Source organism: Gemmatimonadota bacterium, from assembly GCA_016209965.1.
Classification (GTDB): domain Bacteria; phylum Gemmatimonadota; class Gemmatimonadetes; order Longimicrobiales; family RSA9; genus JACQVE01.
In genome coordinates this window covers 14,381-34,745 of sequence record JACQVE010000256.1, presented here as the reverse complement: position 1 = coordinate 34,745, position 20,365 = coordinate 14,381, and the positions used below count along the sequence as shown (strand labels likewise).

Sequence of the window (20,365 nt, the reverse complement as noted above, 5' to 3'; positions counted from 1 at the left end):
GGCCGTATTTGCGGATTCGACCACTAAAGGAGGGTAGGGGTATGACAGAGGAGCAGCAGCGCATGCGGGAGGGGATAAAGGAGGGGATCCGGACGGGAATCGGCCTGTTGGCTGCGCTGAAGGAAGCCATCGAGGAGACGATCCAGGAGCTGCGGCAGCGGGAGGAGATTTCGCCGGAGCGGGCGAAAGAGGTGGTGCGCGATACGATGCGGCGGGCGCAGCAGGCGATGGAAGAGGCGAAGGAGCGGCTGGACTTCGTGCCGCGGCGGGAGTTCGAGGCGCTGCAGGCGGAGGTGGCGGAGCTGCGGCGCCGACTGGCGGTGCTCGAGGGTGAGGCTCCGGAAGGCCCCTTCCCCGGGGAAGGGGTGTGAGGGGAGCGGTAGCCCCGGCGCTGCGGGCGCGGCCGGTCCGGGAAGAGCGGGCCGCGGCGCCGCTTCCTCTGTTCCTTCACGCGGAGTGGGCGCGCCGCTTTCCCTGGCTGGTGCAGGGCACGACGGCGCGGGGAGCGGAGCAGGAGCCGTTCGACCTGCGCTGGTTCGGTGAAGTGCCGGCCGCGACGGTTTGGGCGCGGTGGACGCGGCTGCGCCAGGCGACGGGGTGCCCGCGCGCCGTGCATGCGCTGCAGGTGCACGGTGCGGAGGTGCTGGTGCATGGCGCGGGGCCGCCCGGCGTTTTCCTGGCCGAGGGGGCCGATGGGCATGTGACCCGGGATGCGGGAGTGCTGCTCACCGTGTCTGTGGCGGACTGCGTCCCCATCTCTCTGGTTGACGCGGAGCAGCGTGCCGTGGCGCTGCTGCACGGCGGCTGGCGCGGCATTGCTGCTGGGGTACTCGAGGCCGGTGTAGCGCGGCTTGCCGGTGCCGCGGGCTCCCGCCGGGCTGACCTGCACCTGCACCTGGGGCCGGCGATCTGCGGTGCCTGCTACGAGGTGGGAGCGGAAGTGCACGCGGCGCTGGGGCTCGAGCGGCGGCCCGCGCCCGGGCCCGTGGACCTGCGGGCGCTGCTCGCCGGGCGGGCGGCGGCACTGGGCATACCCGGAGCACAGGTGACGAGCTCGAGCCTCTGCACGCGCTGCGGGAACTCGCCCTTCTTCTCTCACCGCGCGGGCTCGCCCGGCCGACAACTGGGTGTGCTGGGGCTGCGCCCCACGGGGGCGCAGGGGGTGTGAAAGCGGAGGCGCCCCGGTCTGTGCGCGGTGTGCCAGGCAGGATCATTTCACCTGCGATGAACGATTTTCCAGTGAAAGCGGAGGCGCCCGGTCTGTGCGCGATGTGCCGGCACGGCCGCGTGATCCGGAACCGGCGCGGTTCGCACTTCTTCCTGTGCGAGCGCTCGCGTTTCGACCCGGCCTTCCCCCGTTACCCGAGGCTGCCCGTGCTGCGCTGCCGCGGGTACGAAGCGTCGACGGCGAGCCGAGCCGACACGCCGGTCGATCCGGCCAGTCAAAACGGAGAGCAGAAATGAGCGAGCCGTTCTACCGCGCGCGGGTGCGGATCGAGAAAGTCCGGGGCGTGCACCGCCGCGCCACCCTGGAGTCGGGCGCCACGGTCGAGTTTGGCGTACACGGCCCCATCAAGCTGCACTACAAGCTGGGGGGCGAGCCGGACCTGCCGCTCCCCGTGGACTACGTGGTCGCCGCCACCGGCGCCTGAATGCTGGGCACCCTGAACGGCGCACTGGAGGTGCGCGGGATCAAGCTGCCAGCCGAGGCGATTCGGGCGGAGGCCGAGGGCGTGAACGAGCTGCGCGAGAGCATGCCCGTGCTGACGCGCATCCACCTGAAGTACGTGCTGCGCGTTCCGGCCGGGAGCCGGGAGGTGGTGGAGCGGGCGTTGGCGCGGCACCAGGAGAAGTGCCCGACGGCGCAGAGCCTGCGCGGGGCTGTGGAGGTCGGCTGGCAGGCGGAAATCGCCGAGGAGGGCTAGGGCTGGCCCTTGCCCTAGCGCTAGCGTTGACAAGGGGTTGTCTTTCCTCGCCGCCGCCATTATATTGCCATTGCATCCGGGCTCGTGCTGCGGGCCCGGTACGAGAAGTGGGGGACGAGCCCCCACTTTTTTATTCGGGTGCACCCATGGCCGACGATCCGCTCGAGCGGTTGCTGGAGGCGCGCGTCGAGGCGCTGGGCTACGAACTCGTCGAGCTCGAGCGCACCGGTTCGCGGAGCCGGCCGATCCTGCGGCTGCGGATTGACCGGCCGGACTCGGAGCGCGGGCGGGGCGTGACGCTGGACGATTGCGCCCGCGTGAGCCGTGAGCTCGAGTCGCTGCTGGACCAGATGGCGGAGCTGGGGGCACGCTACGTACTGGAGGTTTCATCCCCCGGCATCGAGCGGCCGCTGGTTCGGCCGCGGGACTTCGAGCGCTTCGCGGGCCGGGAAGTCGCCATCAAAGGCGTCGCTCCGCTGGCGGGGCGCGGCCGGCGGCTGGAGGGAACGCTGCTCGGCTTGAGCGATGGTGGGATGTGGGTGCGGCTGCAGCTCGCGGACGGTGAGGTGGTGGAACTTGCGCGGGGCGAGATCGCGCGCGCCCATTTGATTTTCCGGTGGGGCCATGCCCGCTGAGGCGGGGGCCCGCCGCGCCAAAGGAGTGAGCGGGAGAGCTAATGACCAACGCGACGCAGGTGCTGGCGGCGTTCCGGGACATGACGCAGAACAAGAGTCTGTCCCAGGCCGACCTCCATGATCTGATCCAGGACGGGATCATGGCCGCGCTGCAGAAGCGCTACGGTCCGGCCGTCGAAGCCGAGATCGCCATCGATGAGGATGGCGGTGACATTCAGATCACGGTCCTGAAGGAAGTGGTGGCTGAAGTGCAGGACTCGTCGCGGGAGATCTCGCTGGACGAGGCGCGCTGGGACGACCCGGAGTTCGAGGTTGGCGACGTTCTCGAGATCCCGGTGGATTTTGCGGAGTTTGGCCGCAACGCGGTGATGGCGGCGAAGCAGCGGATCATCCAGCGGGTACGGGAGGGGGAGCGGAACCGGATCCGTGAGGAGTACGCGAACAAGGTGGGCGATCTGCTGAGCGGCGAGGTGCAGCAGGTCGAGCGGGGCAAGATAGTGGTCATGCTGAACAAGACGCGGGAGGCGGACGCGATCATTCCCTGGAAGGAGCAGAACCCGCGCGAGCGGTTCCGTCAGGGCGAGCCGATCCGGGCAGTGCTGAAGAAAGTGGAGGAGACGCCCAAGGGTCCGCGGCTCATTCTGTCGCGGGCGGATCCGCTGTTCGTAGCGGCGCTGTTCAAGCTCGAGGTGCCCGAGATCTATCAAGGCATTGTAGACATCAAGGGGATCGCCCGCGAGGTCGGCGGCCGCACGAAGGTGGCGGTCTCGTCGCGGGACGAGTCCATCGATCCAGTGGGCGCGTGCGTAGGGCTCAAGGGCTCGCGCGTGCAGGCCGTGGTGAGCGAGCTGGGCGGCGAGCGCATTGACATCGTGCCCTGGCACCCGGATCCGGAGATCTACGCGCGGCGCTCGCTGGCGCCGGCCAAGGTGGCCAAGGTCATCAGCGATTCGTCGCGGCGCGTGATCACGGCCATCGTAGACGAGGACCAGCTTTCGCTGGCGATCGGGCGCAACGGGCAGAACGTGCGGCTGGCCAGTCAACTGATTGGCTGGCAGATCGACCTGTACGGCAGCCGCGAGTGGCTCGAGCGCGGCGCGGAAGCGGCGCTCTTCGGCGGCGGTGAGCAGGAATACGAGGTGGCGGACTTCCCGCTGCGCGAGCTGGATCTGCCGCCCGCGACCCTGGCGGCACTAGAAGGGGCGGGGTATACTACATTTTTCGATATCATTGATCTGGAACGCGAGGACTTGCTCCGCGTGCCTGGCCTGGGAGCCGGGGAGGTGGATGCGGTCGTGCGCGTGATCGACGAGTTGACGGAAGAAGAGCCTGCGGCGGACGAGGCCGCGGCGGCCGGTCCCTCGGCGCAGGAGCTGGCGGAGGCGCGGGAAGGCGCGGAGATGCTGGGCGTGTCGCTCGAGGAGCCGCCGGCCGAGCCGCTCGAGAAGTCGCCGGCCGAGCCGCTCGAGGATGGCGAAGTCTGAGGCGGTGCTGCGCCTGCTCGGACTGGCGGCGCGGGCGGGGGCGGTGCTTCCGGGCACGCAGCGCGTGCGCGAGGCGGTGCGCGGGGGCGCACTCCGTTTGGTGATCGTAGCTGCCGACGCTTCGCCGAACAGTCGGGCCAAGCTACTGCCGCTGCTGGAGCAGCGGCGGGTCCAGCACCTGGTCGGCTTCAGCCGCTCGGAGCTGGGGTGGGCCGTGGGCCGCGGGCCGCTGAGCGCGCTGGGCGTAACGGATGCGGCGCTGGCCGGGCGACTGAGGCAACTGGCGGAAGGGCAAGGCTCGGGGTGATGAGACGGTTTACGCAGAGGTGAACAGGAAGTGATGCGCGTCGCAGAGGCAGCCAAGGAATTTCATATCCCGGCGGACACGCTGATCCAGCTTCTCCACGAGCTGGGCGTTCCCGCGCGGAGCGAGAGCTCCACGGTGGAGGACGCTGTGATCAACCGGCTGCGCGCCCGTTTCGAGCGGGGGCGCAGGGCGGGCCACGGAGAGGCGGAAGAGATCATCGGCGCGGTGATGGAAGACACTCAGGCGGCGGGCCGCCGCCGTCGTCGCCGCCAGCGCCCGGAGGAGGCGGCGGCGCTCGAGTTGACGACTGCCGATTCCTCGGCCTCCGTGGTCGCGGACGCGGCCGAAGCTATGGCGGCGGAGCAGGTGGAGGCGGCTGCGGCGCGCGGCGCAGAGCTGGTCACCGTGGGCGGCGAGGAGCCGACGGACACGACCATCGTGGTCGAGGCGGCGGCTGCGCCGCCGGTGGAAGCGCCGGTGGCTCCGGAGGCAGAAGCTGCGCCTGAAGAGGTCGCGGCCGAGGCAGCGCCGCCGCCCCTGCGGCTGGCGCGCACAGTAGCAACGCCGCGGCCCGTCGAGCCGCGTTTCCCGGAGCGGGCTCGGCCGCGGCGCGTGAGCGAGGGGTGGCCGACGCGGCCGTCCGCGCCGACGCGGCCGTCCGCGCCTGTGCGGCCACCGGCGCCGGCGGCGAGCGCGGCCCCTGGCGGCCAGGTGCGGATCCAGGCGGAGGGCTTCACGACGGACGGGCGGCGCAAGAAGGACAAGCGGAAGAAGCGTCGCCAGCGGGTGGACCAGGGCGCGGTGCAGGAGAACATCCAGCGCGTGCTGGCGGAGCTCAAGTCGGGTGGCAGGCGGCGGCGTCACCGGCGCGAGGAGCCGACGGCGCGCATCGAGGAGGCGGCGGAGCGGGAGCGGCTGGCGGCGGAAGAGGCGAAGACCGTCCACGTGAACGAGTTCCTCACGGCGGGAGAGCTGGCCGAGCTGATCGAGCGCAGCCCGACCGAGATCATCACCAGCGCGTTCAAGAACCTGGGCCTCATGGTGACCATCAACCAGCGGCTGGACTTCGACCAGATCGAGCTGCTGCTGGACGAGTTCGGGTTCCGCGCCGTGCGCGAGGCGGAATACGGCGCCGAGCTGGTCGAGGCGGAGGCGCCGGACGAGGAGGCGCGGCTCGAGCCCCGGCCGCCCGTGGTCACGGTCATGGGCCACGTCGACCACGGCAAGACGCTGCTGCTCGACTACATCCGCAAGGCGAACGTGGTGGCGGGCGAGGCGGGCGGCATTACGCAGCACATTGGCGCCTACCACGTCCGGCTGGATGATGGCCGCTCGCTGAGCTTCCTGGACACGCCGGGCCACGCGGCGTTCACCGCCATGCGTGCCCGCGGCGCCGAGGTCACGGACATCGTGGTGCTGGTGGTGGCTGCGGACGACTCGGTGATGCCGCAAACGGTCGAGGCCATCAGCCATGCCAAGAACGCCGGCGTGCCCATTGTCGTGGGCATCAACAAGACGGACCTCCCCGCGGCGAACCCGGCGCGGGTGCGCCAGGAACTGCTCGAGCACGGCGTCGTGGTCGAGGAGTTCGGCGGCGATGTCCTTTCGGCCGAGGTCAGTGCCAAGACGGGCGCGGGTGTGGACGAGCTGCTGGAGAAGATCCTGCTGCAGAGCGAGGTGCTCGAGCTCAAGGCCAACCCGAGCCGCCCGGCGCAGGGCGCGGTGATCGAGGCGCAGCTCGACGTGGGTAAGGGGCCGGTCGCGACAGTGCTCGTGACGGCTGGCACGCTGCGCGTAGGTGACGACTTCGTGTGCGGCTTCCACCATGGCCGGGTCCGCGCCCTGCTGGACGAGCGGGGCAAGGCGGTCACGGAGGCGGGCCCGTCCATCCCGGTGCAGGTGCTGGGGCTCTCGGGCGTGCCCCAGGCGGGCGACTCGCTGGCGGTCATGGAGGCGGAGCGAGCGGCCGGGATCGCCCACACGCGCCAGCGGCTCGAGCGGGAGAAACAGCTCCGGATCAAGGGGCGCGGCGTGAAGCTGACCGACATCAGCAAGCTGCTGGCGGAAGGCCAGACGGCGCAGCTCAACCTGGTGATCAAGGGAGACGTGGACGGCTCGGTGCAGGCGCTGTCCGACGCGCTCGATCAGCTTTCGACCGCGGATGTGCAGGTGCAGGTGATCCACCGCGGGGTGGGCGCGATCAACGAGTCGGACGTGCTGCTTGCGGCCACGGCTGCGGCCATCATCATCGGGTTCCACGTGCGGCCGGACCAGAATGCGCGGGCGGTGGCGGAGCGGGAGGGCGTGGACATCCGGCTCTACAACATCAATTACGAGGCGGTCGAAGATGTGAGGGCCGCGCTCGAGGGGATGCTGCAGCCGGAGGAGCGGGAGCTGCTGCTGGGAGTCGCCGAGGTGCGCCAGATCTTCAAAGTGCCGCGGGTCGGCACGGTGGCCGGGTGCTACGTCACGGAGGGTGTGCTGGACCGTAAGGGCCGGGTGCGGCTGGTGCGCGACGGTGTCCAGGTCTATGACGGTGAGCTGGGCAGCCTGAAGCGGTTCAAGGAGGACGTGCGCGAGGTGCGCGAGAGCTTCGAGTGTGGCCTGAGCATTGCCGGCTTCAACGACATCAAGGTCGGTGACGTCCTCGAGTGCTACCGCATCGAGTCGGTGGCCCGCACATTGGCGGGCGCGGCGGGCGGCGGGGAGGAAGGCTAAGCGACGGGCCGGAGCGCGGGCCACAGGGTCCAGCGAGCGGTGGTCGTAGGCGTAATCGCCTGGGAGCTCGAGGTCTACGGCTGCCAGTCGCTGAAGGAGAAGCGGGCGGTGCTGCGCAGCCTGAAGGACCGGCTGCACGCGCGCTTCAACCTCTCGGTGGCCGAGACGGGGTACCAGGACCTGTGGCAGCGCGCCGAGTTGACGGCGTGCGTGGCGGCGGGCGGGCGTCGCCAGGCCGACTCGATCCTGGAGAGTGCGGACCGAGTAGTGAGCGCGGAGGCGCGCGTGCGCATCATGCACAGCTCGCGCGTCTTCTACTGAGGCAAGGCGGCGGCCTGGCGGCCGCCGTTGTGCATTGGGGGGCTGGGATGGCAGGTCGGCGGATCGAGCGGCTGAACGAGCAGCTCAAGCGGGAGATCGCGGCTATCGTGCGTCACGAGGTCAAGGATCCGCGGGTGGGACCGGCCGCCATCACGGCCGCCGAGGTCACGCCGGACCTGGCCCTGGCCAGGATCTACGTGAGCGTAGCGGGCGGCGAGTCGGAGAAGGCCCAGACGCTGGAGGGGCTGCGCGCCGCGGCCGCCTTTATCCGCGGGGAGCTGGGCCGGCGGCTGCGCATCCGCCGCACGCCGGAGCTGCACTTCGAGCTGGACCGCGCGCTCGAGCATGCTCTGCGCATCGAGCGGCTGCTGCAGGAAATGCGGCCGGACCGGAGCGGCGGGCCGGACTCCTCCAATAAGCCGTGACCACTGAGCTCACGCGCCTCTCGAGCATGGTCCCCGCCCTGAGGAGCGGCGTGCTGCGCGTGGACAAGCCGGCCGGTCTCACCTCCCATGACGTGGTCGCGGCCGCGCGAGCCGCACTGGGCACGCGGCGTATCGGCCATACCGGCACCCTCGACCCGTTTGCCACCGGGCTGCTGCTCCTGTGCCTGGGCCGCGGGACCCGCCTGGCGGAATACCTGCTGGACCTGCCCAAGACCTATGTGGCGAGGGCGAGGCTCGGGGTGAGCACGGACACGGATGATGTGACCGGGGAGGTCGTCTCGACCAGCGAGCAGTGGCGCGACTATTCTGCCGCCACGGTAGCGGCGGCGTTTCGCGCGCAGCTCGGCGAGCGGCTGCAAGTGCCGCCCGCCTACTCGGCCAAGAAGGTAGGTGGCGAGCGGTTGTACCGCCGGGCGCGCCGCGGCGAGCCGGTCACGGCGCCGCCGGTGGCGGTGCGGATCTACCGGATCGAGGCGCTGGCGTTTGACCTCCCTGAGGTCGAGTTCGAGGTCGAATGCTCGAGCGGCACGTATGTGCGGGCGATCGCGCGCGACGTAGGCGCGGAGCTGGGCTGCGGCGCGCACCTGATCCGACTGCGGCGCACCCGCATTGGCCCGCACACGGTAGGGCAGGCCGTGACCCTCGAGGGGCTGCGGGATCCGGCCGCACTCGAGGCAGCCTGGGTCTCGCCACTGGCCGCACTGGCTCACCTGCCGCTGGTGCGTGTCGAGGGCGAGGCAGCCGAGCGACTCGGCCACGGCGCGACCGTCCGCGCGCCAGCCGGCGCGCCCGCGGCGGGGCTGGTAGCCGTCGCCTCCGGCGCCGAGCTGCTGGCCGTGGCGGAAGCGGCGGACGGCACGCTCCGGCCGCGCAAGGTGCTGGCCGGTGAGTGAGCGCACGGCAGCTCGCGGCCGCGAGGCGGGAGGTCTGGCCAGCCCCGGGGCCGTCATCACGGTCGGGACCTTCGACGGCGTCCACCGCGGCCACTGGGCCGTCCTCGAGCGCCTGCGCAGTGCGGCGCAGCGGCTGGGCCGCCGCAGCATGCTGGTCACGTTCGATCCGCACCCACTGCGCATCGTCCGGCCCGAAGCCGCGCCCCGCCTCCTGACCACGCCGCTCGAGAAGAAAGAGATCCTGGCGGAGTCCGGTGTCGAATATGCGGTCTTCCTCTCCTTCACGCCGCAGCTTGCCCGCACCCCGCCTCGCGAGTTCGTCGAAGAGATCCTGCTACAGCGGCTGGGACTCCGGCACCTCGTGGTGGGCTACGATCACGGCCTCGGCCGCGGCCGGAGCGGCGACGTGGAAATGCTGCGCACCCTCGGCCACGAGCTGGGCTTCACCCTCGAGGTGGTGCCCGCCGTGATGCTGAGCGGCGCGCCCATCTCCTCGACCCGCATCCGCCGGGCGCTCGAGGCCGGCGACGTCGAGGCCGCTGCCCGCGCGCTGGGACGCCCCTACTCGCTGCGTGGCCCCGTCGTCAGGGGAGAGGGCCGCGGCCGCGCGCTGGGCTTCCCCACCGCCAACATTGACGTGGCGGACCCCGACAAGCTGCTGCCGCGGGAGGGCGTCTACGCCGTCCGCGCCGTGCTGCGCCAGGCGGCGGCCGGCGCGGGCCGCGGGCTGGGAGGCGTGCTGCACCTCGGCCCCCGCCCCACGTTCCGCGGCTCCCCACCCTCCATCGAGCTCCACCTCTTCGACTTCGACCAGGACATCTATGGCGAGGCCGTGCGCATCGACTTCTGCGCGCGGCTCCGCGACATCCACCACTTCCAGAGCACGGCCGAGCTGGTCCGCGCGATCCAGGCCGATTGCGCGGCGGCGCGCGCGCTGTTCGCGCCGGCGGGCAGCTTGCCCTGAGGGCTGGGAGTGGTTAGAGTGCAAGGTTATACAGATTTCGGAGCACGGGCTTCCCGACCAGCGTAGACTCTCGAGGAGGCAGGCGGCATGGCCGTTGAGAAAGAGGAGATCATCCGCAAGTACCAGCTTCACCCGAATGATCGGGGAAGCGCCTCGGTGCAGATCGCGCTGCTGACCGCGCGCATCAATGAACTGACCGACCATTTCCGGGCGCACACCAAGGATCACCACAGCCGGCGCGGCTTGCTCATGATGGTGGGCAAGCGACGCCGGCTGCTCGATTATTTACGGCGCACGGATCTGGAGCGGTACCGCGCGCTGATCGAGGATCTGGGCCTGCGCCATTAAGGGGAAGAGGGAGCGGACATGCACAGAATCGAACGGACGTTTGCCGGTCGCCCCCTGATCCTGGAGACGGGGCGGATGGCGAAGCAGGCGCACGGCTCCTGCCTGGTGCAGTACGGGGAGACGGTGGTGCTGTGTGCGGCTACCGCGCAGGAGGAGTCGACCACGCTGCCCTTCTTCCCGCTGACGGTCGAGTATCGGGAGCGGAGCTACGCGGCGGGGAAGATTCCGGGCGGCTTCATCAAGCGGGAGGGTCGGCCGAGCGAGCCCGAGATCCTGGGGGCGCGGCTGACGGACCGGCCGCTGCGCCCGCTGTTTCCGGACGGCTTCACGAACGAGACGCAGATCTTCGTGTACGTGCTGTCGGCGGACCAGGAAAACGATGCGGACCCCTGGGGCATTTTCGGCGCTTCCGCGGCGCTGAACGTCTCGAAGATCCCGTTTGCCGCGCCGGTCGCGGCGGTGCGGATCGGGCGGATCGAGGAGCAGTTCGTGCTTAACCCCACGTTCCAGCAGCTCGAGTTCAGTGATGTGGACATTGTGGTGGCGGGCACGGAGGACGCGATCACGATGGTGGAAGGCGGCGCGCTTGAGCTGGCTGAGGAGGACATGGTGCAGGGGCTGCTGGTGGCGCACCGCGGGATCCGGGAGCTGATTGGCTACCAGAAGGAGCTGCTGGCGGAGCTGTCGGTGCCGAAGATGCCGTGGTCGCCGCTCGAGCTGTCGGCGGACGTGCGCGCGCGCGTGGAAATGCTGGCGCGGGACCGGGTCGCGGAATCGCTGAACCTGAAGGAGAAGGTGGAGCGGAACCAGGCGCTGGCGGCGTTGCGCGAGGATGTGAAGCTGCAGCTCGCGCAGGAGTTCCCGGGCCAGGAACGGCCGATTGCGGAGGTATTGGCGGAGACGGAGAGGTGGGTGATGCGCCGTCAGATCCTGGAGAAGGCGGAGCGGGCGGACGGGCGCAGGCCGGAGGAGATCCGGCCGATCACCTGCGAGGTGGGGCTGCTGCCGCGGACGCACGGCTCGGCGCTGTTCACGCGCGGGCAGACGCAGGCCCTGGCCGTGGCGACGCTGGGCACGACATCGGACGAGCAGCGCATCGAGACGGTGGACGTGCCGCAGCAGACGTCCAAGTCGTTCATGCTGCACTACAACTTCCCGCCCTTCTCGACGGGGGAGGTGAAGCCACTGCGGGGCACGTCGCGCCGGGAGTACGGCCACGGTGCGCTGGCGGAGCGGGCGATCCAGCCGCTGTTGCCGGCGTATGACAGCTTTCCCTACACGATCCGGGTGGTCTCGGACGTGCTCGAGTCGAACGGCTCCTCCTCCATGGCCTCGGTGTGCGGCGCCTCACTGGCGCTCATGGACGCGGGCGTGCCGGTGCGCGCGGCCTGCGCCGGCGTGGCCATGGGCCTGATCAAGGAGGGGGAGGAGGTGGCCATCCTCACGGACATCCTCGGGCTCGAGGATGCGTTGGGCGACATGGACTTCAAGGTCGCGGGCACGCGGCGCGGGATCACCTCGATCCAGATGGACATCAAGGTCGAGGGGCTGACGGTCGAGCTGATGCGTGAGGCACTGGATCGTGCGCGGCTCGGCCGGCTCCACATTCTGGACATCATGGACCAGACGATCAGCGCGCCGCGCTCCGAGCTCTCGCGCTACGCGCCGCGCATCATCACGCTGCAGATCAACCCGGACAAGATCGGCGAGGTCATCGGGCCGAAGGGGAAGACGATCCGCGGGATCCAGGAGGAGACGGGCGCCGAGATCAACGTGGACGACACGGGGTTGGTCATGATTGCGAGTGTCTCGGCGGAGGGCGGCGAGCGGGCGCGCGAGATGATTGCGGCCATCGTGCAGGAGCCGGAAGTCGGGCGCGTTTACGAGGGGGTGGTCAAGAACACGACCACGTTCGGCGCCTTCGTCGAGATCCTGCCGGGCGTCGAGGGGCTGGTCCACATCTCGGAATTGCAGGAGGGGCGGACGGAGCGGACGGAGGACGTGCTGAAGAAGGGCGATATGACGCGGGTGAAGCTGCTCTCGGTGGACGAGAAGGGGCGGCTCCGGCTGTCGCGCAAAGCTGCCCTCTGAAGCATGCCCTCCCGAGCGCGCGCTGGGCGGACGGTCGAACGCTTCGCATTCGCCGAGCTAGAAAACGGGCTCGTCGTGCTGACCGAGGCGATGCCTGGGGTGCACTCGGCGGCGTTGGGCGTGTGGGTCCGCTTCGGCTCGGTGCACGAGCAGCCGGGTGAGATGGGCGTAAGCCATCTGCTCGAGCACATGGTGTTCAAGGGGACGCGGCGGCGGACGGCGCGGGAGATCGCCCTGGTGCTGGAACGCCTGGGCGGCTCGCTGGATGCCTACACCACCCGGGAGCACACCAGCTATCAGGCGCGGGTGCTGGACGAGCACCTGGACACGGCGCTGGAGGTGCTGGCCGACCTGGTGCTGGGGCCGCTGCTCCGGCCCGAGGACCTCGAGCTCGAGCGCGAGGTGGTGCTGGAGGAGATCTCGACGGTCGAGGACACGCCGGACGACCTGGTCTTCGAGCTGCACGCCTCCGCGCTCTGGGGTGATCACCCTTACGGCTACAGCATCCTGGGCACGCCGGCCACCGTGGGAGCCGCGCAGGCGGAGGATCTCAAGCGGGTGCACGAGCGGGGGTACGGCCGGCCCAACCTGATTGTCGCGGCGGCGGGTGGCGTTGGACACGAGCGGGTGCTGGAGCGGGTGGCGGAGCTGTTCGCGCCGGCGCGGAACGGCGCGCCCCGGGTGGCGGTTCCGCCGGCCGAGATGCAGCCGCCGCGGGAGGTACGCGTCGAGCGGGCCACGGCACAGACCCACCTGGTGTTCGGCACGCAGACGTTCGGCCACAGCGATCCGCGCCGCATTGGGCTGGTGCTGGCCTCGACGGCGTTCGGCGGCGGGATGAGCTCACGGCTCTTCCAGCGGGTGCGTGAGGAGCTGGGGCTGGCCTACAGCGTTTATTCCTTCCAGTCCTTTTACTCGGCAGCCGGCGTGAGCGGCGTCTATGTGGGTACGCGGCACGAATGGGCGGATCGCGCGGCCGGCGTCGTGCGGGAGGAGCTCAGCCGCATTGCCCGGGAAGGTCTCACCGCCGAGGAGCTCGAAGACGTGAAAAGCCAGGTGAAGGGGCAGATGGTGCTTTCCCTCGAGTCGAGCGGCGCGCGGCTGCACCGCCTGGCCGGCTTCAGGTTGTACGACGAGCCGTTCCTCACGGTGGAGGAGCTGATGGCGCGGGTGGACGCCGTGACGCGGGAGGCGGTGGCTGAACTGACGGCGGAGTACTTCGACCCGGCGCGCCAGCTCGTGCTGCGACTCGGCCCGGCCACGTAGCACCGGTTAGCCGGCGCCGCCGTGGGCGGCGGTCCCAACCACCGGAAAGCGGGTCCTATGACCATTGGCGTGCCCAAGGAGATCAAGCCGGCCGAGTACCGGGTGGCGCTGCTCCCGGGCGGCGCCGACGCGCTGGGGCACGCGGGGCACCGGGTGCTGGTGCAGCGCGGCGCCGGGGAGGGGAGCGGCTTCGAGGACGCGGCATACGAGGCGGCGGGCGCCACGCTGGTCGACCGGCCGGCCGAGATCTGGGCGGATGCCGAGATGATCCTTAAGGTGAAGGAGCCGATCGAGGCGGAATGGCCGCGCATGCGGCCGGAACAGGTGCTCTTCACGTATTTCCACTTTGCGGCATCCGAGACGCTGACTCGAGCCATCATGACTTCCGGCGCCGTGGCTATTGCCTACGAGACGGTGCAGCTCCCCACGGGTGAGCTGCCGTTGCTTACGCCCATGAGCGAGGTAGCGGGGCGAATGGCCGTGCAGGAGGGCGCGAAGTACCTGGAGAAGTTCTTCGGCGGCGCGGGTATCCTGCTGGGCGGCGTACCGGGAGTCGAGCCGGCCACGGTGGTGGTGCTGGGGGGCGGCATCGTGGGGTCGAACGCGGCGCGCATGGCGGCGGGGCTCGGCGCGCACGTCGTCATCCTGGACGTGTCGCTGAACCGGCTGCGCTACCTGGCCGACGTCATGCCGGCCAACGTCACGCTGCTCTACTCGAACCGCTACAACCTTCTGGCGCAGCTCGAGGAGGCGGACCTGCTGATAGGCGCCGTGCTGCTGCCCGGTGCCAAAGCGCCGAACCTGGTGCGCCGGGAGGACCTGAAGCGGATGAAGCCCGGGTCCGTGATCGTGGACGTGGCGGTGGATCAGGGCGGCTGCGTCGAGACGATCCGGCCCACCACGCACGAGGACCCCATCTACGTCGTCGACGGCGTCATCCACTACGGCGTGGCGAACATGCCGGGCGCCGTGCCGCGCACCTCTGCCCTGGCGCTGACCAACGCCACGTTCCCCTATACCCTGACGCTGGCAAACAAGGGGTGGCGGAAGGCGTGTCAGGAGGATCGTGCGCTGGCGCTGGGGCTGAATGTGGTGGGCGGGCGGGTGACCTACCCGGGCGTCGCGGAGGCGTTCGGGCTCGAGTACACCGCTGTCGAGGACCTGCTCTAGCATTGCTCCGGTAGCGGCAGAGTGGCCAGGTTTCGCTAGCTGGAGGAGGCGGAAACGCCGATGCGGCAATCCCTTGCACCGCAATTGCCCCGCCGTTAGCTTCGGGCTTCTGCTAATGTCAGCAAGAGCTGCGGCCGCGCGGCTGCGCGGTGCCGCCAGCGGCGGCATCTTTTTTGGGTCCTGCGCTGGGGGGCCACGGGTGGAATCATGGGGGTGCGTAGCTGGTTGAACTCGGGCCGGCTGATTCCGGTCAACGATATTGCTGTAGACCTGGGCACGGCGAACACGCTGGTCTACGTGAAGGGGGAGGGCATCGTCCTGAACGAGCCCTCAGTGGTCGCGATCGAGCGGGGCACCTACCGCATCAAGGGGATCGGGCTCGAGGCGAAGCGCATGCTGGGCCGCACGCCCGAGGGAATCGTGGCGGTGCGGCCGCTCAAGGACGGCGTGATTGCGGACGTCGACATCACCGAAATCATGCTGCGGCATTTCTTGCGGGCAGTGACATCCAACCGCCTGTTCCGCATAAAGCCGCGGGTGATTGTGGGCGTGCCCTCGGGAATCACCGAGCTGGAGCGACGGGCCGTGCGCTCGAGTGCGGCGGCAGCGGGCGCCAAGGAGGTGTACATGGTGGCCGAGCCCATGGCCGCCGCCATCGGCGTAGGGCTGCCGGTAGACACGCCGACCGGGAACATGGTGATCGACATTGGCGGTGGCACGACGGAGATCGCGGTGATCGCGTTGAACGGGATCGTGTCGAACACTTCGATCCGGGTGGCGGGCGACGAGATCGATAATGCGATCGTGACCTTCTTGCGCAAGAACTACAATCTGCTGATCGGCGAGCCGACGGCGGAAGCGATCAAGATCCAGGTCGGCTCGGCCTTCAACAGTGGGCAGGAGCGGGAGATGGAGGTGAAGGGGCGGGACCTGGTGAGCGGCATCCCGAAGGTGGTGCGGGTGCACTCGCAGGAGATTCGCGAGTGCATCCAGGAGCCGGTGCAGCAGATTGTGGACGCCGTGCGGCGGGCGCTCGAGATCACGCCGCCTGAGCTGGCCTCGGACATTGTGGATCGCGGAATGGTGATGACGGGTGGCGGTGCCCTGATCCGGGGCCTGGATCTCTTGCTGGCGCACGAGACGGACCTGCCGATCCACGTGGATGACGAGCCGCTGACGTGCGTGGTGCGGGGGGCGGGTCGGATCCTCGATGATTTCGAGCGCTTCCGGATGGTCCTGAACACCTGAGGCGTGGCAGGCGAGTGGTGGAGTATCTGGAGGCTCCGCGCAGTGCCCGCCGGCGCGACGCGGTGATCGCGGGGGGCTTCTTGCTGGTAGCCCTCCTTCTTTTTTTCCTACCTTCGGCGTACCAGGCGCAGGTGCGGCAGGCGGTGCGCAGCACGGCGCTGCGCCCGTTCCTCGCGGCGCAGGGCGAGCTGGCATCGCGGCGCATGGGGCGCGCGGCGGCCCGCGTGCTGCGCGCGCAGCGGGACTCGCTCGCGGCGCTGGTCGCGGCGCAGGCGAGTCTGGCGGAAGAGAACCGGCGGCTGCGCGCGCTGCTGGGGCTGCGGCCACGCGCCGAGCCGGACTTCGTGCCTGCGGAGGTGATCCGCGCGGGCCTGAGGGGTGCGGAGGCCACTTTTCTGGTAGGCGTGGGTAGCGCGGATGGTGTGTGGGTCGGCAGCCCGGTGCTGGCGGTCGAGGGGCTGCTGGGCGTGATCTGGGAAGTAGACGAGCATACCTCGCAGGCCATCGATTGGACCCATCCCGAGTTCCGCGCCAGCGCCATGACGCGCAACGGCGAGGTGTATGGGATTGTCGAGCCGAGGCGGGGCCGCTTCCGGGAAGAGGACATGCTGGCGCTGACGGGCGCGCCATTCCACAGTGACATCGCTGCGGGAGCCCGGGTAGTCACATCGGGGCGGGGCGGGATCTTTCCTCGCGGCATTCCCATCGGCACGGTGGTGGGCATCGAGGAAGCCGAAACGGGCTGGCGGAAGACGTACCTGATGCAGCCGGCGGCGCGGCCGGCAGCGGTGACGCACGTCCTGGTGGGAGTACGCGAGGGCGAAGGTGCGCGGGGCGATCTCTCGCAGTTGTGGCACGCCGCGGCTCCGTTCGATACGGGTGCCGCCGCCCGGCAGCCGACGGCGGACAGCCTGCCCACGCCGTAGATGGCGCGCCGGGCCGGGCCGTTCTGGGTGCTGATCGCCGTTCTCGTTGTCGGCCACTTCACCCTGTACCTGGCACTCGGGCTCGGGGCGGCAGGCCCGGACCTCCTCACCGTGGCTCTGCTCCTGGGCGCGCGGCGGCTGCGTGGCGCCACGGCGGCGGGACTGGGTCTGGCGCTGGGTGTGCTGGAGGACGCGCTGTCGCTTCAGGGGTTCGGCGCGGCCGCGATCGCGCTCACGCTGGTCGGCTACCTGGGCGCTCGGTCGCGGGATCTTTTCGTGGGGGACAGCCTATTATTCCTCGGCTTCTACCTCTTTGTCGGCAAGTGGCTTCACGACGCGGTTTACGACTTGTTCGCGGGGCCGGCCGCGGCCGGCGGCGGGGCCGGCGGGCTGCTGATCGACGCGCCGCTTGCCGCGCTTTACGCCTCGGGCGTGGCCGTTGCCGCGCTGCTGCTGTATCGGGTGGTAGTCGGCCGGCACTGAGCGCCGACCGCGCCGGGCGCGGCCGGCCGGGCCCAGCGGGCGGGCGTGCCTGCTCCGGGGGTAGGGGCTGATGCAGCTCTTTCACCTGCACGCGCGGCGCCGGCGTGCGCGGGGCGCGATCCTCGCGCTGTTCCTCGGCCTGGGCTGGCTCTGCGCCTCTCTCTTCCAGACGCAAGTCCTCAAGAACATGGCCTACGCGCTGCAGTCGGACGCGAACCGGCTGCGCCCTTTCGCGGTGCCCGCGCCCCGGGGCACGGTGTACGACCGGTACGGCCGGATCATTGCCGACAACCTCCCCGGCTACAGCCTCGCCTTGCTGCCCGCGCCGCGCGACTCGCTGCGCAACGCGCTGGCGCGGCTCGCTCCCGTGCTGGGGCTGCCGCCCGTGCGCATCGAGGCGCTGCTCGAGCAGCAGCGCAAGTTCCCGGCGCAGCCGCTGGTTGTCTCGCCCGACCTGAGCTTCGAGCAGATCTCGGCGGTCGAGGAGCGGCGGCGGCAGTTGCCGGGCGTGTTCGTGGACATGCGTCCAAAGCGGAACTACGCGGCGGGCCAGGCCGTGGCGCACCTGGTCGGCTACGTGGCGGAGATCAGCGAGCAGGAGCTCAAGCTGCCCGCATTTCAGGAGTACGTTCCGGGGCAGACGGTGGGGAAGGCAGGGCTGGAGCGCCAGTACGAGCGGATCCTGGGGGGCAAGCCGGGGGTGCGCTACCTCGAGGTAGACGCTTACGGCCACATCATCGGGGAACTGGCGCCACAGCCGAGCGTCGCACCGGTGCCGGGAAAGGACCTGCGGGTTTCACTGGACCTCGAGCTGCAGCGCTGGATCGACCGCATCTTCCCGGACTCGACGCGCGGCGCCATGGTCGCGCTCGAGCCGGGCACGGGCGAAGTGCTGGCGCTCTACTCGAGCCCGGCCTATGACCCGAACCAGTTCGTGGGCGGCGTCTCGCCGGATCTGTGGCGCCAGCTCAACGCCGATTCTGCGCGCCCGCTGCTGCACCGCGCGCTGACGGGGCTCTACCCGCCGGGCTCGGCGTTCAAGCTGGCCTCCGCCGCCATCGCGCTCGAGCTGGGGGTCGTGGACCCGAAGGCGTACATGCCCATCCCGTGCCGGGGCGGCATGCAGTATGGCAACCGCTACTTCAAGTGCTGGTACAAGGAGGGCCACGGCTACCTGACCTTGCCGGACGCGATCAAGAACTCGTGCAACGTCTTCTTCTATCAACTGGGGCTGCGCATCGGGCTCGAGCGGTTCCTGGCCGAGGCGAACCGGCTGGGCTTCTCACGGGGAACCGGCATCGACCTGCCGGTCGAGGCGACGGGCCATTTCCCGGACGGCGTGGACTGGTTCCGCCGTCGCTTCGGCTGGAAGCCTACACCCACGGAAGTGCTCAGCCTGGCGATCGGGCAGGGGCCGAACAGTCAGTCGCCGCTGAGGATGGCGCTCTTCTACGCTGCACTGGCGGGCGGCGGGCGCGTGCCAGCGCCGCGACTGGCCCGCGGCGTGGCGCCGGTCGGGGAGGCGCTGGACCTGAAGCTCTCGCCCGAGAACCTGGAGTGGCTGAAGGAGGGACTGCGCCGCGTCGTCTCACCGGGCGGCACGGCGTACCTGTCCTCACTCGAGCATTGGGAGCTGATCGGCAAGACGGGCACGTCGCAGAACCCGCATGGCCCGGACCACGGCTGGTTCATGGGCATTGCGGGGCCGAAGGGTGGCTCGCCGGAGATCGTGATCGCCGCGGTCATGGAGTTCTCGGAGCACGGATCGAGCACCGCGCAGTACGTGTCCAAGGCGGCCGACTTCTACCTGCGCCGCAAGCACGGCATCCCGGTGGACACGATCCAGACGTTGCGTGACCACCTCATCGCGGGGAAGCCTGCGCCCTGGGCGACATGGCGCTGATCGATCGGCTGCGACGACTGCTGGGGGACCCGCCGCTGGCGCTGCTGGTGCTGGGCCTGTCGCTGTTCGGCGTGGCCATGGTGTATTCCGCCGGCCAGCTCGACGTTCCCGACTCGAAGGTGACGGGCGTCTGGCGCATGCAGCTCCTGTGGCTCGGCATGTCGCTCTTCGCCATGCTGATCCTGCTGCGCATGCAGGTGCGGTGGCTCGAGTGGATCGCCGCACCGGCCTATGTGCTCAGCTTGGGCCTGCTAGCGGCTACACTCGTGATCGGCACGGGCGCGGGCACGGCGGAGCGCGTCAAGAGCTGGATCGATCTGGGCCCCGTCGCCATCCAGCCGGCGCAGTTCGCCAACCTGGCCACTATCCTCATTCTCGCCCGCATCATGGGCAACTGGCGCGAGCCGCCGCGCTCGCTCTGGGCGCTCTGGCCCCCCGTGGCTCTGGTTGTAGTGCCCATGGGACTGGTCATGCTGCAGCCCGACCTGGGCACCGCCATGGTGTTCGGCGCCGTGCTGCTCGCGGCCATGTACTGGGCCGGGACGCCGCTGGGGCTGCTGTTCATGTTGATCAGCCCGGCGCTGGGGCTGTTCTTTGCGTTCGAGGGGTGGCTGTTCAGCCTGTACATGCTGGGGCTGCTGGCGTTCCTGTACCTGTACCGCGCCTACCTGTGGGAGAGCGTGCTGGTGCTGGCCGCCAACCTGGCGGCCGGCACCATCGCCGTGCCGCTCTGGAACTCGCTCGAGCCGTACCAGCAGGCCCGCCTGCTGGTGTTCCTGGATCCCAGCATCGACCCGCGCGGCTGGGGCTATCACGTCATCCAGTCGCGCGTCGCCATTGGCAGTGGCGGGCTGCTGGGCAAGGGCTTCACCCTGGGGACGCAGAAGCGGCTGGCGTTCCTGCCGGAGCAGCACACAGATTTCATTTTCAGTGTCATCGGCGAGGAGTTCGGTTTCCTGGGGACGGTCACCGTACTGCTGGCCTTCGGACTGATCCTGTGGCGTCTCGCGCGGGTGGCGGAGCGCGTGGCGGACCCGTTTGCGGGAATCATTGTCTTCGGCGTGTTCGGCGCGTGGTTCGCGCACGTCGTCGTGAACATCGGAATGACCGTGGGTGTGATGCCCGTGACGGGCATTCCGCTGCCGTTCCTGAGCTATGGCGGCTCGTTCCTGCTGGCCAACTTTCTGGCCCTGGCCATTGTGGAGCGGATCGCTGCCGAACAGGGAAGGATCTGATC

21 protein-coding genes are annotated in these 20,365 nt (G+C 69.9%); all 21 read left to right on the top strand.

All coding sequences use genetic code 11. The features are described 5' to 3' along the window. Positions 1–41 precede the first annotated feature (41 nt). The gene (locus HY703_10245) at positions 42–371 is read left to right on the top strand and encodes a hypothetical protein (GenBank protein MBI4545566.1); all 330 of its coding nucleotides are present in this window, start codon (positions 42–44) and stop codon (positions 369–371) included. After that, positions 368–1,168, top strand: coding sequence for a polyphenol oxidase family protein (locus HY703_10240; GenBank protein ID MBI4545565.1), 801 nt, complete (start codon positions 368–370; stop codon positions 1,166–1,168). The genes HY703_10245 and HY703_10240 overlap by 4 nt, the downstream gene beginning before the upstream one ends. A gap of 292 nt (positions 1,169–1,460) precedes the next feature. Next, positions 1,461–1,652 carry a hypothetical protein gene (locus HY703_10235; GenBank protein MBI4545564.1) on the top strand — a complete coding sequence of 64 codons (192 nt, stop codon included), beginning with the start codon at positions 1,461–1,463 and terminating at the stop codon, positions 1,650–1,652. Next, positions 1,653–1,925, top strand: coding sequence for an OsmC family protein (locus HY703_10230; GenBank protein MBI4545563.1), 273 nt, complete (start codon positions 1,653–1,655; stop codon positions 1,923–1,925). Positions 1,926–2,071: 146 nt separating this feature from the next. Next, positions 2,072–2,560, top strand: a complete 489-nt coding sequence (locus HY703_10225) for a ribosome maturation factor RimP (protein ID MBI4545562.1) — start codon at positions 2,072–2,074, stop codon at positions 2,558–2,560. Positions 2,561–2,601: 41 nt separating this feature from the next. Then, the gene (nusA, locus tag HY703_10220) at positions 2,602–4,044 is read left to right on the top strand and encodes a transcription termination factor NusA (GenBank protein MBI4545561.1); all 1,443 of its coding nucleotides are present in this window, start codon (positions 2,602–2,604) and stop codon (positions 4,042–4,044) included. Beyond that, positions 4,031–4,351 (top strand): ribosomal L7Ae/L30e/S12e/Gadd45 family protein, encoded by a 321-nt coding sequence (locus HY703_10215; GenBank protein MBI4545560.1) that lies wholly within the window; start codon positions 4,031–4,033, stop codon positions 4,349–4,351. The genes nusA and HY703_10215 overlap by 14 nt, the downstream gene beginning before the upstream one ends. Positions 4,352–4,384: 33 nt before the next feature. After that, positions 4,385–7,069 (top strand): translation initiation factor IF-2, encoded by a 2,685-nt coding sequence (gene infB, locus HY703_10210; protein MBI4545559.1) that lies wholly within the window; start codon positions 4,385–4,387, stop codon positions 7,067–7,069. 39 nt (positions 7,070–7,108) lie between these two features. After that, positions 7,109–7,390, top strand: a complete 282-nt coding sequence (locus HY703_10205) for a DUF503 domain-containing protein (protein ID MBI4545558.1) — start codon at positions 7,109–7,111, stop codon at positions 7,388–7,390. Between the two features lie 47 nt (positions 7,391–7,437). Next, a complete protein-coding gene (gene rbfA / locus HY703_10200; GenBank protein ID MBI4545557.1) occupies positions 7,438–7,815 on the top strand; it encodes a 30S ribosome-binding factor RbfA in 378 nt (125 codons plus the stop codon). A gap of 26 nt (positions 7,816–7,841) precedes the next feature. Next, a complete protein-coding gene (truB, locus tag HY703_10195) occupies positions 7,842–8,729 on the top strand; it encodes a tRNA pseudouridine(55) synthase TruB (protein MBI4545556.1) in 888 nt (295 codons plus the stop codon). Then, entirely contained in the window at positions 8,722–9,693 is a 972-nt protein-coding gene (locus HY703_10190; GenBank protein MBI4545555.1) for a bifunctional riboflavin kinase/FAD synthetase, read from the top strand. Before truB ends, HY703_10190 begins: the two co-directional genes overlap by 8 nt. An 87-nt stretch (positions 9,694–9,780) precedes the next feature. Continuing rightward, positions 9,781–10,041: a 30S ribosomal protein S15 gene (gene rpsO / locus HY703_10185; protein ID MBI4545554.1), complete on the top strand. Its 261-nt coding sequence runs from the start codon at positions 9,781–9,783 to the stop codon at positions 10,039–10,041. Between the two features lie 18 nt (positions 10,042–10,059). After that, on the top strand, positions 10,060–12,132 hold the full coding sequence (pnp, locus tag HY703_10180; GenBank protein MBI4545553.1) for a polyribonucleotide nucleotidyltransferase: 2,073 nt from the start codon (positions 10,060–10,062) through the stop codon (positions 12,130–12,132). 3 nt (positions 12,133–12,135) lie between these two features. After that, positions 12,136–13,398: an insulinase family protein gene (locus HY703_10175; protein MBI4545552.1), complete on the top strand. Its 1,263-nt coding sequence runs from the start codon at positions 12,136–12,138 to the stop codon at positions 13,396–13,398. Positions 13,399–13,455: 57 nt separating this feature from the next. Then, complete coding sequence (ald, locus tag HY703_10170; GenBank protein MBI4545551.1) at positions 13,456–14,568, top strand: alanine dehydrogenase; 1,113 nt, start codon at positions 13,456–13,458, stop codon at positions 14,566–14,568. A 207-nt stretch (positions 14,569–14,775) separates the two neighbouring features. Next, positions 14,776–15,816, top strand: coding sequence for a rod shape-determining protein (locus tag HY703_10165; protein MBI4545550.1), 1,041 nt, complete (start codon positions 14,776–14,778; stop codon positions 15,814–15,816). Between the two features lie 17 nt (positions 15,817–15,833). Beyond that, positions 15,834–16,742: a hypothetical protein gene (locus HY703_10160; GenBank protein ID MBI4545549.1), complete on the top strand. Its 909-nt coding sequence runs from the start codon at positions 15,834–15,836 to the stop codon at positions 16,740–16,742. Beyond that, the gene (locus HY703_10155; protein ID MBI4545548.1) at positions 16,743–17,225 is read left to right on the top strand and encodes a hypothetical protein; all 483 of its coding nucleotides are present in this window, start codon (positions 16,743–16,745) and stop codon (positions 17,223–17,225) included. Positions 17,226–17,295: 70 nt separating this feature from the next. Next, a complete protein-coding gene (mrdA, locus tag HY703_10150) occupies positions 17,296–19,128 on the top strand; it encodes a penicillin-binding protein 2 (GenBank protein ID MBI4545547.1) in 1,833 nt (610 codons plus the stop codon). Further along, complete coding sequence (rodA, locus tag HY703_10145) at positions 19,119–20,363, top strand: rod shape-determining protein RodA (GenBank protein MBI4545546.1); 1,245 nt, start codon at positions 19,119–19,121, stop codon at positions 20,361–20,363. Before mrdA ends, rodA begins: the two co-directional genes overlap by 10 nt. The last annotated feature ends 2 nt before the right edge of the window (positions 20,364–20,365 follow it).